The 13,478-nt window shown below is 40.0% G+C and carries 11 protein-coding genes and 1 riboswitch; of the genes, 9 read left to right on the top strand and 2 right to left on the bottom strand.

Features of this window, described 5'->3' with window-relative positions; translation table 11 throughout:
• The first annotated feature begins 301 nt into the window (after nt 1-301).
• Nucleotides 302-916: a sugar O-acetyltransferase gene (locus tag ACWICE_RS08125; RefSeq protein ID WP_313258855.1), complete on the top strand. Its 615-nt coding sequence runs from the start codon at nt 302-304 to the stop codon at nt 914-916.
• 1,148 nt (nt 917-2,064) lie between these two features.
• Here ACWICE_RS08125 and ACWICE_RS08120 read toward each other — a convergent pair.
• Both ACWICE_RS08120 and ACWICE_RS08115 read right to left on the bottom strand, forming a co-directional pair.
• Nucleotides 2,065-2,715 (bottom strand): hypothetical protein, encoded by a 651-nt coding sequence (locus ACWICE_RS08120; RefSeq protein WP_185211474.1) that lies wholly within the window; start codon nt 2,713-2,715, stop codon nt 2,065-2,067.
• A gap of 68 nt (nt 2,716-2,783) precedes the next feature.
• A complete protein-coding gene (locus ACWICE_RS08115; RefSeq protein WP_185211473.1) occupies nt 2,784-3,395 on the bottom strand; it encodes a WbqC family protein in 612 nt (203 codons plus the stop codon).
• 75 nt (nt 3,396-3,470) lie between these two features.
• Between ACWICE_RS08115 and ACWICE_RS08110 the strand changes: the two genes are divergently transcribed.
• The 8 genes from ACWICE_RS08110 (at nt 3,471) to ACWICE_RS08075 (ending at nt 13,113) form a co-directional block, all read left to right on the top strand.
• Nucleotides 3,471-4,337, top strand: a complete 867-nt coding sequence (locus ACWICE_RS08110) for a lysophospholipid acyltransferase family protein (RefSeq protein WP_454298050.1) — start codon at nt 3,471-3,473, stop codon at nt 4,335-4,337.
• Entirely contained in the window at nt 4,338-5,369 is a 1,032-nt protein-coding gene (locus ACWICE_RS08105; RefSeq protein WP_185211471.1) for a glycosyltransferase family 2 protein, read from the top strand.
• Nucleotides 5,370-5,491: 122 nt separating this feature from the next.
• Nucleotides 5,492-7,510, top strand: a complete 2,019-nt coding sequence (gene ligA / locus ACWICE_RS08100; protein WP_185217224.1) for an NAD-dependent DNA ligase LigA — start codon at nt 5,492-5,494, stop codon at nt 7,508-7,510.
• Between the two features lie 28 nt (nt 7,511-7,538).
• Nucleotides 7,539-8,417, top strand: a complete 879-nt coding sequence (gene dapA, locus ACWICE_RS08095) for a 4-hydroxy-tetrahydrodipicolinate synthase (protein WP_185211469.1) — start codon at nt 7,539-7,541, stop codon at nt 8,415-8,417.
• 90 nt (nt 8,418-8,507) lie between these two features.
• Nucleotides 8,508-8,939 carry a hypothetical protein gene (locus ACWICE_RS08090; protein WP_185211468.1) on the top strand — a complete coding sequence of 144 codons (432 nt, stop codon included), beginning with the start codon at nt 8,508-8,510 and terminating at the stop codon, nt 8,937-8,939.
• Nucleotides 8,940-9,162: 223 nt separating this feature from the next.
• Nucleotides 9,163-9,276, top strand: a riboswitch (SAM riboswitch).
• Nucleotides 9,277-9,518: 242 nt separating this feature from the next.
• Nucleotides 9,519-10,826, top strand: a complete 1,308-nt coding sequence (locus tag ACWICE_RS08085; protein WP_185211467.1) for an O-acetylhomoserine aminocarboxypropyltransferase/cysteine synthase family protein — start codon at nt 9,519-9,521, stop codon at nt 10,824-10,826.
• A gap of 44 nt (nt 10,827-10,870) precedes the next feature.
• Nucleotides 10,871-11,932 carry a homoserine O-acetyltransferase family protein gene (locus ACWICE_RS08080; RefSeq protein WP_185211466.1) on the top strand — a complete coding sequence of 354 codons (1,062 nt, stop codon included), beginning with the start codon at nt 10,871-10,873 and terminating at the stop codon, nt 11,930-11,932.
• Entirely contained in the window at nt 11,932-13,113 is a 1,182-nt protein-coding gene (locus ACWICE_RS08075; protein ID WP_454298049.1) for a homoserine dehydrogenase, read from the top strand. The genes ACWICE_RS08080 and ACWICE_RS08075 overlap by 1 nt, the downstream gene beginning before the upstream one ends.
• Nucleotides 13,114-13,478: the final 365 nt, after the last annotated feature.

Below are 13,478 nucleotides of genomic sequence, written 5' to 3'. Positions count from 1 at the left end.
TTTTGCATACCTTTATTCCGAACTCGATCAGACGACCGAAAAGGCCTCCAATTTTTAAGGGCAAAGCCAAGGCTTCAGAAGAAAGTTTTTTAGCCAATTTACCCATTCAAACTTTACCCTTATTCGAGACATATTTCGAATTTTCCGAATATGGCTCGAATAAGGGTAAAGCTTCTCCCGAAGCTTATTCTTAGCCAAAATCTTATCCACAACAAAGAAAATGCGACAAGTTATGCCGCTAATTTTGCCTCGAACCAGCCATTTTTTGTATATTAAATCAGTAATCAACAAGACAAAACAGATGAATAAAAGCTCAAAAGAAAAGATGATCGCTGGCGAACCCTATATCGCTTCGGGAGATGAACTATTTAAGGAAAGGCAACATGCCAAAGTGGAATTACAGAAGTTCAATCTAATGGACCCTACAAAGATCAAGGCGAGAAACCAGATCATCAAACAATTGTTTGGGAAGACCACAAGCCGATTCTTTATTGAGCCACCATTCTATTGTGATTATGGATACAATATTGAAATCGGTGATAATTTCTATTCCAACTATAACCTGACCATTTTGGACTGTGCCAAGGTAAAGATCGGGGATAATGTGATGATCGCTCCAAATGTAAGCCTGTTCACCGCTGGACATCCCGTTGATCCTGTATTGCGGGTTGAAGGTTGGGAATATGCCCTACCCATTGAAATTGGTGACAATGTCTGGATCGGGGGAAACACCGTAATCAATCCAGGAGTAAAAATCGGCAGCAATACGGTCATTGGCTCTGGTTCTGTCGTAACCAAGGACATTCCCGAAAATGTAGTTGCGGCAGGAAATCCTTGTCGGGTATTGCGGGAGATCAATATCAGGGATAAGGTATATTACTTTAGGGACTTGAAATATAATTTTGAGGAAGAGTAAAAACATTATGAAGCTAGAACCCCAGCGGGCAATGCCAGTATATTTGGATTTTTTGTGTCATGCTGAGGAACGAAGCATCTCGGAGAAATTCGAACCTTCAAAAAGAAATACATTCATTGCTGTATTGGCGAACAGGTCCTTTACCTTCGGTAAAGGATGACAAGCATATTTTTATAAGAACCGTACAGATTCTTCACTGATCGTTCAGAATCGGAGGAGTGCTAAAGAGAGATTCAGAGTGAAACGAAAAATCTATTTTGATTTTTTTTAAGGATCGGTGCATTTCCGAAATCGTAAGTTGCTGAAACTATTTCAAGTAAAGATTTGATAGTTCCGAGACCCTTCGGGCGCACCCTCAGGGTGACACAAAAAAGTATAGAAAAATTTTTCACCCCCTCTGGGGCTTGGCTCTTATTACCCGTCATCCATTATAAAGATTCCACCCCTCTAGGGGTTTCTCCAAACAAACATTTCACCTTCCGAAGGAAGTCCTTTAGCCCTCCGGCTCATTTCCAATGGCGGAAAAATGGAAAGAATGGGTGATCTTTTGAAAGATATTCCCGACATCAAGGCATTCTTTTCATGTGTAGTGGCTGGTGCGAAAAGCCATCTTAAATGGGCCGAAGCGTTACGGATTCGAGATGTTTTTTGGTATCCGTGAGCTCCTTCGTCGGTTTTGGTTACTTTTGGGCTCCAAAAGTAACGAAGAAAAACTATTTCAAATGAAGATTGGATAGTTCCGAGACCCTTCGTTTCACCCCCAGGTGTCACTATAAGTTAAAAACTTGTCATCACAGGAATCCAAAAAATAAAAATACCTGAGATTGGGGATCTCAGGTATTTTTCCAAACCAATTATTAACCTAAATTATGAAATTATGAATTTACTATCTAAACGGTAACTAAATCGCTTTATTATAAGCGATTGAATATTTTTTTATTTTTCCTGGAAGGTCTAAAAACAAAAATACCCGGAGCGGAGAACTCCAGGTATTTTACCAAACCAATTATTAACCTAAATATTTTCTATTTATCTAGATAGTGTATTAACGACATATACCTTGCCATATTGTGCGAAATCATAAAAAAAAGACCGCTTTTTTTGAAGAATATACATATCACATTGATTATCAAGAAAATAGTTTTATATTATTTTGAAATAACTTCTACAACTTTATCACTTAATTTAGTAATATCGGACTTCAGACCGACCATTATTGAAAGCACATTAACCGGATTTCCCTGCATTTTCCTAAAATTGTGCAGGTAACCTACTTCCATGCCCAAGAAGAATCCCTTGAACTTATAGTCCGACCCTACCCCCATTTTTATGGCCGGGGATATACTGTACTCATAATTAAGTTCTACCGTACCGTCCCCTTTATCTTCAGAACGCGGTTCCATATTAAGCGCTCCGGAAGGACCTAAATAAGCATAGGTATTCAAGCGTTCCCATTGCTTACGCATCCCTCCTGCCAAACTCAATACATACATCGTAGACCTTGCATTCTTTAAGACCCGGTTGTATTCTGAATCATCCAATAGTTGATCGTAGCCGAAACTCAACATGTACAGGGTGGGTTGCAGGTAATATTTTGGATTTTTCAAGGAGATATCCAGACCCATACTTCCCGTAAATAGCTTTGTGGTGAGGACGTTCTTGGTTTTCCCCAAAGGAAATGAAAGGCCCGTTCCTCCAAAATAGTACACTTTACGGTAATGTAGGGTATCAGCACCTGTTTGTGCAAATGCTGAAATCGCCATAAAAAAGCAAAAGCAGATCAATACAATTTTCTTCATGAAATAGACGGTTTAAAAACAGAACGCTAAACATAAAGAAATTGTTTCAAGAAGAAAATAAAAACTGATTAGAAATAGTTTTTCGACTGGGGTCCTTGACTGAACAAAAGGTCTATGCTACTCAAATTAGGGAGAAACCCATTCTTATCTTCAAACAACTGATAATATGGCTTTTGTTGCTGTATTAGGGAAGGCAATTTAGGATGGATTGCTTTCCGAAAATCTATTTCGTTAGGCGATTCTGCCTCATATTTTTCACTGAGCACAATTTCACGGTTGATCTTTAGTAATTTAAGGATCAGCTTCAATTGATCCACATTAAACTCCAGGAGATGGCTATATTCCTTTTCGTAAAATTCACGGAAATCGTCCTCATAGTATTCAAAATAGGCCGAGCTACGGTAAGCTGTCTGAATACTTAACCAATGCAGCCTTTGCCAAGGATGGTCGTAATTGATCAAAACATCCTTCATGACCTGTCTCTGTTTTTTACCGTGCTGTATAGGCACTAACAAATCCAACACCCCATTTGCTGTAGCAATTTGGGTTCGGGTACGGAAGGTCTGTTTGGGAAAGTTTTCAAACTGTTCCACGATAATGGGACCATCGTTATTTTTTATGGTTTGTAAATAACTGATATTAGGCAGGTAGAGTGCCGGTAAAAGAATTCCTGTTGACATAAACGAATATTCACTTCAATTTGTCCGCAAAAATAACTTTATTTGGGGATATTTGTAAAGTACTTTAAAATTGGCATGAAGGAAAAACTGATTTACGGGACATTGTATTTGCTATCACTTCTGCCCTTTTGGTGCCTTTACCTGATCTCCGACTTCCTTTTCGTCCTGATTTACTATGTATTTGGCTATCGTAAGAAAGTGGTCTTTGAGAACCTGAGGAATGCATTTCCAGAGAAACCCGAGGAAGAGATCAAACAAATAGCCTATAAATTTTACCGTTATTTTCCCGATCTATTGGTGGAATCGGTAAAAATGGCGACCATCAGGCCCGAAGAAGTCATCAAGCGCATCGAATTATTGAATCCTGAGGAGGTATATCAATATACGGACCAAGGGAAAGGGGTGATCGGGGTGACCTCACATTATGGGAACTGGGAGTTATCGATCCACCGTTTGTCGTTGATGATGGATGTACCCGAGCTGATTGTCTACAAACCTTTAAACAATAAAGTCTTCAATAAGATTCATAATCAGATCCGTTCACGGTTTGGAGCAGAAATGGTTCCCATGAAACAGATCTTAAGACATATTATAAAGTTGAAAAATGTTCCGCATATTAGTATGTTTGTAGCGGACCAGACACCTACCTATCAGGATTCTGATTATTTCATGGAATTTTTGAACCAAGACACCTTGGTTTATACAGGTGCCGAGCGTATTTCACGATTGACGAAGTTTCCGGTGGTTTTCTGTGAGGTCAGGAGAAAGAAGAAAAGAGGATATTACAGCTGTAAGTTTACCACCTTGGTGGAAAATCCAGATGCCTATCCAGAACATGAGATTACCCATATCCATAATAGGTTTACGGAAGAAATCATCCGTTCCGAACCTGCCTATTGGTTATGGTCCCATCGTAGATGGAAGCGTAAAAGAAGAAATTAAATGTCAAATTACCCGAAAGTTGCCGTTGTCATATTAAATTGGAACGGGAAGTATTTCTTGGAGAAATTCCTTCCTTCGGTATTTAATAGTACATACCCAAATATAGAGTTTATTATCGGCGACAATGGATCGACCGATGATTCCATTAGTTATGTGGAGGAGAACTTCCCCATGTTCAAGATCATTCGCAACAGCGAGAACTTAGGTTTTGCTGGCGGATACAATGAAATCTTGAAGCAAGTGGAAGCGGATTATTACATCCTATTGAATTCAGATGTAGAGGTTTCAGAGAACTGGGTTGAACCAGTCATCGCATATATGGAGCAAGACCCATTATTGGTAGCCTGTCAACCTAAGATTCAGGCATATCATAGCAAGGGGGAATTTGAGCATGCAGGCGCTGCCGGAGGCTATATTGATTATTTTGGATTTCCATTCTGTCGAGGGCGGATCTTGGATAAAGTTGAAAAAGACCAAGGCCAATATAATGATGCCCAAGAGGTGTTCTGGGCGACAGGTGCCGCACTGTTCATTAAATCCAAGGCTTGGAAAGAAGCAGAAGGATTTGATGCTGATTTCTTTGCACATTTTGAAGAAATCGATCTTTGCTGGAGATTAAAGCGAATGGGCTACAAGGTGGGCTATTGTCCAGATTCCATTGTCTACCATGTGGGCGGAGGAACCTTAAAAACCAGCAATCCGCAGAAGACCTATCTCAACTTCCGGAACAATTTGGTCATGATGCAAAAGAACCTATCGGTTGCTGCTGGGATTTGGAAAATATCCTTGCGATTATGGTGGGATCTTTTTGCTTTAATCAAGTTTCTTTTTGATGGAAAAACGGCGGATGCTTGGGCTGTCAGCCGTGGTCATCAGTATTTTTTCAAGAATTTCTTCAAAACAGCAAAGAAAAGAAAGAAATATGCACAAAAAGAGAACAAAAAAGGACAATATAAGAACTCCATTATTTGGGATTATTACATGAATAAAATCCATAAATACAGCGACCTTCATGAAAATAATTTCCATTAATCGCGAAAGTCCTGAATTATCTTTTCCCATATAATTTTCATTGTTTAGCAACACATTACGGGAGTAGCCAAATTTTGTTTTAAATTATTTTACCCTTAATATATTTTGTATTTTCGTGGTCTATGTCAATTGATATTCAAGCGAAGATAACAGAACTTACACGTGAGCTGAACGAATATAATTATCAATATTATGTTTTAGCGCAACCCTCCATTTCCGATTACGATTTTGACCATAAATTAAAGGAACTGGAAGCGTTGGAACTCCAATATCCTGAATTCAGAGATCCGAACTCCCCTACCCTAAAAGTTGGCGGAGATATCACACAAAGATTCCAAACGGTTCGTCATAAATGGCCAATGATGTCATTGGGCAATACCTATAACGAACAGGAGTTAAAAGACTTTGACAACAGGGTCAGGAAGGTAGTTGGTGATCAGGTTCAATACGTTGCTGAATTGAAATTTGATGGTCTTTCCATTTCTATTTCATATGAAAATGGAAAATTGGTCCAGGCTGTCACCCGCGGGGATGGAACCCAAGGTGATGATGTGACCAACAATGTGAAGACCATCCGCAGCATACCGCATCAACTGAGGAAAGGCGACTATCCTGAAAGCTTCGATATCCGTGGGGAGATCTTTATGCATAAATCGGCCTTTTTGAGGTTGAACAAAGAAAGGGAAGAAAATGGAGAGCAGACCTATGCCAATCCAAGGAACTTTGCTTCTGGAACCATCAAGTTACAGGACTCCTCGGAGGTTGCAAAAAGACCATTGGACTGTTTCCTTTATTTTCTGTACTGTGATAACAGAAACAAATTATTCCACGACCACTGGCATAGCATTGAGGAAGTGAAATCATGGGGATTTCCAGTTTGCGAACATAGTAGACTGTGCAATTCCATCGAGGAAGTACTGGAATTTATCCATCATTGGGATGAAGCCAGACACCAACTTTCCTATGAGATCGACGGAATCGTGATCAAAGTAAATGACTTTGCACAACAGGAAGAATTGGGCTTTACGGCAAAATCTCCGCGTTGGGCAATTTCCTATAAATTTAAAGCGGAGCGGGTTGAAACGATCTTGAACAGCATTAGCTATCAAGTTGGGCGTACAGGGGCGGTGACTCCCGTAGCGAACCTGAAACCAGTCCTGTTGGCTGGAACAACAGTAAAGCGGGCTTCACTGCACAATGCCAATGAAATCGAGCGACTGGGCTTGCACGAGCATGATACGGTCTTTGTAGAAAAGGGCGGCGAGATCATTCCAAAGATTATTTCAGCAAACGTTGAAAAGCGTCACGACGGAGCTAAACCATTTGAATACCCTACTCAATGTCCAGAATGTGGCACAACCTTGATCAGGGAAGAAGGCGAAGCAGTTCATTATTGCCCGAATGAGGATGGCTGTAAACCGCAGATTGTAGGAAAGCTGCAACATTTCATCGGCAGAAAGATGATGGATATACAAGGCTTAGGCGATGAAACCATCGAAACGTTCTTCAAGCTAGGATTGATCCGAAAAATTTCGGACATCTATACCCTAAAAGATAGGGAGCCTGAACTGGTCGGCATAGAAAGATTCGGGCAAAAGTCCATAGACAATATGCTGAAAGGTATCGAGCAATCGAAGAATAAGCCCTTTGAGAAAGTATTATTTGGTTTGGGCATCCGACATATCGGTGAGACCGTAGCCAAGAAATTGGCGCAGCATTTCAAAAACATCGATGCGATCCGTGCTGCTACCGTAGATGAAATTCTTTCTGTTCAGGATATAGGCTTGCGCATAGCCGAAAGCATCAATGCCTATCTGGTTAATCCAGAGCATTGGGAAGAGATCGAAAAACTAAAGGCCATGGGTTTACAGTTTGAGATTGAAGAAAAGGAAGTGTTATTAGCTAGCGATAGTCTCTTGGGCAAAACCTTTTTGATATCGGGCGTATTTGCGGACCATTCGCGGGAAGAATTGACAGAACTGATTGAGTCGCATGGCGGAAAGATGTTGAGCAGTATTTCTTCAAAACTGAACTATCTGGTGGCAGGAGACAAAATGGGACCATCGAAATTAGCGAAGGCAGAAAAACTTCAGGTTCCGATGATCTCGGATGTTCAGCTGCTGGCGATGATCAATAAATAAGAATAAAATAAATAAATATACATAAACGATGAACGAGCTTCAAGGTGCGGGAGTGGCATTAGTCACTCCATTTCACGCAGACGGCACAGTAGATTACGAAAGCCTCGGCAATCTGATAGATTTTCAGATTGAAGGTGGCATTGATTATTTGGTTTCATTGGGTACCACTGGAGAAACAGCTACCCTAACCCAAGATGAACGAAAGAAGCTGTGGCAATTTACTTCGAAGCACGTTAATAAGCGTATTCCATTGGTAGCTGGAATTGGTGGAAACAACAGCTATGAAATCGTGGAACAGATCAAGAACTTTGAGATCCTTGACTATGCTGCGATCCTTTCGGTTTCTCCATACTATAACAAACCAACACAAGAAGGCATCTATCAGCATTACAAAGCAATCGCGGAGGCATCTAAACTTCCTATTATCCTTTATAATGTACCAGGAAGGACGGGCAGCAATATAAGTCCAGCGACTACCGTTCGTTTGGCCAAGGATTTTAAAAATATTGTAGCGACCAAGGAAGCATCGGGGAATTTTGCACAGTTCAGTGAGATCCTTCGAGATAAACCAAAGGACTTTCTCCTGATTTCTGGGGATGACCCCGTTACATTGCCTATGATGGCGATGGGTGCGGCCGGAATCATTTCGGTTGTCGGCAATGCCTACCCTACCAAAGTTTCAGCCTTGGCACATCTATGTCGCGAAGGAAACTATGTGGAAGCAAGGGCCATTCACTTGGAATTATTGAAGATCATTGACCTTTGTTTTATTGAGGGAAATCCTGCTGGTGTCAAATATATCCTAGAAAAGAAAGGGATTGGCAAAGACCATGTTAGGCTTCCATTGGTTCCGGTAAGTGACAAGACCAAGGAAGCAATCGATGCAGAGATGCAGCTACTAGGTTAAAAAAAATATAAGGTTGGCAATGGAAATTCGCCAACCTTTTTTATTTTTAGGTATTCTTTTTGTTACCAAATAGAAACTGAATCAAAAAAAATGGAAACAACTAACCCACAACCTAGCACTAAAGGTTCAAAGTTCAAGAAATTCATCAGCTGGTTTTTACTTATTCTATTTCTGGCTTTTGCTGGATTTGTTTATTTCAAATATTATTTTGTATTTGGAGAAGGCGTTAAATCTGGCGTTTTGAATTATGCGGTAAAAAAGGGAAATTTATTTAAGACCTACGAAGGAAAGCTGATCCAAGAGGGGATCCGTTCGCAAAAGACCGGGACCGGTCTTTCGAGCAATGAATTTGAATTCTCCATTGAAAACGACTCAGTTTTCCATATCTTGGAACTAAATAGCGGGAAAGCCTTTGACCTTCATTATAAGGAATATCATGGCGTATTACCATGGCGTGGGAATACACGCTACGTGGTAGACAAAATCATTCAAATGCGTGATGCGAAGACAACTACCTTTTAGTTGATCGGAAATATATATCAGAAAAATATTGGGGCTTCAACCGACGTTAGAGAAGGGACTAACAAAGGTTGAAGCCCTGGTCTTTATAGGGAAAAGTGGTAATGGGATCTGCCAAAGAATAAACTTTTCAGAAAAAGATTGCAAAATTAAATTTCGTGAACTATATTTGCGGAGTACTTCGATAGTGGTACGCTAATCATTACCTCTCTAAAAAGATGGTCTTGATTTATAAAGAAGTGGCGAGAGACTGGCTCAATGACCCACTGGCAACCTTCAATAAGGATTGAAAAGGTGCCAATTCCTGTCCGAGGCAATAAAGCCCAGGAGCATATAAATGAAATAGACTATGACTTCAAAATTTTCAAAATCGGAATTAGTGTATCTTGTTGGAAAACCAGCAACAGATCTCAACATTCAATTTATTTCCAGCTGTATTATTTGCATTACCCGAATGCGATAGTCGTCACTATGTTTGAGCACGAGGAAAAAGTGCAAAAATAATAGAGTACAGACGACCAATAGCATAGCAAGAAAGGAAATCATATATTCAATTTACTAACATCAATAATCAACATAAAAATGGCAGACAACAAAAATCTTAAATTTGAAACACTACAAGTGCACGCAGGTCAAGATGTAGACCCTACAACTGGATCCAGAGCATTACCTATATATCAGACTACCTCCTATGTTTTCGAAAATGCGGAACATGGCGCGAATTTATTTGCCCTTAAGCAATTTGGAAATATCTATACGCGGATCATGAATCCAACTACGGATGTTTTTGAAAAACGTATCGCGGCATTAGAAGGTGGTGTGGCAGCTGTAGCTGTGTCTTCTGGTCAGGCAGCACAATTCTTGGCCTTGACCAATATCCTCGAGGCAGGTGAAAACTTTGTTTCAGGATCAAATCTTTACGGAGGTACCTATAACCAGTTCAAGGTTTCTTTTAAGCGATTAGGCATTGAGGCAAGATTTGCTGAAGATTCGGATGCAGATAAAATTGAAGCCTTGATCGACGATAAAACTAAAGCGATCTATGTAGAAACGATTGGGAATCCGAGTTACAATATTCCTGATTTCGAGCGTATCGCATCGGTTGCCAAGAAACATGACCTACCATTGATCGTGGACAACACTTTTGGTGCTGGCGGTTATCTGTTCAAACCATTGGAGCATGGCGCCAATGTGGTTGTAGAATCGGCAACAAAATGGATCGGTGGTCACGGAACGAGTATTGGTGGTGTGATTATCGATGGCGGTAACTACAACTGGGGAAATGGTAAATTCAAACAATTCTCAGAGCCTTCTGAAGGTTACCATGGTTTAGTATTCTCGGATGTATTCGGTGAAGGCGGACCGTTTGGGAACATTCAATTTGCTATCCGCGCTCGCGTTGAAGGATTAAGAGATTTCGGCCCTGCCCTATCTCCATTCAATTCATGGCTTTTGGTACAAGGTCTGGAGACCTTGTCTCTTCGTGTTCAACGCCATGTTGACAATACCTTGGAAATCGCACAATGGTTGGAAGCACATCCACAAGTAGAGCAAGTAAGCTACCCAGGATTGAAAAACCACCCATACCATCAGAATGCACAAAAATATCTGAAAAACGGATATGGTGCGGTATTATCCTTTACCATCAAAGGTGGAGTTGATAAGGCGAATGAGTTCATTGACTCTTTGGAATTGATCAGCCATTTGGCGAACGTAGGAGATGCGAAATCCCTGATTATCCATCCTGCTGCAACGACACACCAACAATTGAGTGCAGAGGCGCAGAAAGCAGCTGGAGTTGCTCCAGGTCAATTGAGACTTTCGGTGGGTATCGAGCACATCGACGATATTAAAGCAGACTTAACACAAGCATTTGACAAAATCAAGTAAGTGGGGGCTTAACTGATTTTTTAGGAGGAAGATAATTAAAGAGAATGAGTGTAAAGACTTTCGGATATAGCCAAGACTTCGAATTAGAGAGTGGTAAAAAACTGGCAAACCTACAGATAGCCTACCATAGCTATGGAAAGCTAAATGAGGATAAATCCAATGTAATTTGGGTATGTCATGCATTGACTGCAAATTCAGATGTTTTTGACTGGTGGCCAGGATTATTTGGCGAAAATGAGTTATTCAACGATAAGGATTATTTCATTATCTGTGCCAATGTACTGGGCTCACATTATGGGACGACGAATCCCCTATCCATTGACCCTGACACCAACCTACCCTATTATTCGGACTTTCCTCAGTTCACGATCAGAGATATTGTTAAAGCACATGGACTATTAGCTGATCATCTAGGGATCCAAGAAATCAACACCTTGATTGGAGGATCTCTAGGCGGTCAACAAGCTTTGGAATGGACGGTATCCAAAACCATAAAGATCCATAATCTGATTGCTATCGGAACAAATGCGTTTTTCTCACCGTGGGGAATCGCATTCAATGAAAGCCAAAGGCTTGCGATCGAAGCAGATTCCAGCTTTAAAGAGCAAAGGGATGATGCTGGATTGAACGGATTAAAGGCGGCCCGCAGCATGGCATTATTGTCGTATAGGACATACAATGCCTATGGAACGACCCAAGTGGAATCGGACCATGACAAAACAGACGCTTACAAAGCATCCTCCTACCAAGCCTATCAAGGGGATAAATTAGTCAAGAGATTCAATGCATTTTCCTATTGGTATTTGACCAAAGCCATGGATAGCCATCATCTAGGCAGAGGACGTGGACAGGTGGAGCAAGTATTAAGCTCAATTGAGGGCGTCAATGCCCTGATCATAGGTATTCCTTCGGATGTGCTATTCCCTCCACAAGAACAGGAATTCATCGCGAAACATATTCCAAATGCGGAATACTATGAGCTGCATTCCTTTTTTGGACATGATGGCTTCTTGATTGAAACAAAAACCCTGACTCAAGTCATAGGCAACTTTCTTGAGAAACATAATACAAAAGCAGAAAATCACTTAAATTTAATTAAAGAATAATGAGTAAGAAACTTACCATCGGGATGTTTGGATTTGGTGTGGTGGGACAAGGTTTATACGATATCATAAAAACAAAGAACCTAAACTTAGAGATCAAGAAATTTGTTATCAAGAACGCGGATAAAAAAAGGACCTTGCCTGAGGAATTGTTTACCACAGATGCCAATGCTATTCTGGAAGACCCAGAGATCAATACCGTTGTTGAATTGATCGATGATGCCGAAGCTGCTTTTGAGATTACAAAAAGAGCATTGACAACTGGAAAGAACGTTGTTTCTGCCAATAAAAAAATGATCGCTACCCATCTAGAGGAATTGACCGAGATCCAAAATCAACATGGTACTTCCCTATTATATGAAGGAGCAGTCTGCGGTAGTATCCCTATCATCAGAAACCTAGAAGAATACTATGACAACGAGCTTTTACACTCTGTAAGCGGTATCTTCAATGGTTCTTCCAACTACATCCTTTCCAAGATCTTCAATGATAACCAAAGCTATGATGAGGCATTGAAAAGAGCCCAGGAATTAGGATTTGCAGAAACTGATCCGACATTGGATGTTGGTGGATATGATCCCAAATACAAATTGGCCATTGTAGCATCTCATGCCTATGGCATCTACATCAACCCGGACGAAATCCTGAATTTAGGGATCGACACATTGGGCAATGCCGATATCAGATATGCCAGAGAGAAAAACTATAAAATTAAATTGATCCCTTTGGCCAAGGAGATAACAAATAACAAGGTCGTTCTTTATGTTCTCCCTAAATTTATCTCCAAAGGCAATATCTTGCAGAATGTAGAAAACGAATACAATGGGGTATTGGTTAAAGCTGCGTTTGCCGATGAGCAATTTTTCTATGGCAAAGGAGCCGGTGGCCACCCTACAGGTTCTGCAGTACTTTCAGATATTGCTGCATTAAGATATGATTACAAATACGAGTACAAAAAACATTTAGAGGCACAACAGGTGGAATATTCAACTGACTATGCTCTAAAAGTTTATTTCCGATATGAAGATGAGGATGTTTTGGAAAACATTGATTTTATCAGTATTTCTGAGCGGTTCTTTAGCGATGATCATAAATATGTGATTGGAACCATTAATCTTCAAGAAATTATCGCCAAGCGCGAAATTATCCATCAGCAGGGTAATTTTTTAGCTGAAATCATTTAATTCCATTTTAAATTAAGATAGAAAGTGTTTTTCCTGAAAAGGATTAACACTTTTTTTGTTTTAGAACGATTTCTATTTAGGCCATAAAGAGGTTGAAATACAATCAGATATCCTTCTATTTCATTTGAAAATTTTTGTTTTTTGAAATAAAAAAACAACTAAATGGATGACAATAACGTTTTCAGGGTAACATTATCATTACAATGGCGGATTTTGGCATTTAATAGGTTAAATAATTGTTAATACATTTGCTTTGTCATGGTTTTTGCGTTATATTATTCGTATATTATTATATAAACTTAAAAAAACAAATTGATCATGAGAAAGTGGAATGTGTTAGTACTACTAAATGCAGTATCTATTGG

The organism is Sphingobacterium sp. NPDC055346, from assembly GCF_053645235.1.
This window is presented reverse-complemented; position numbering and strand designations above follow the sequence as displayed.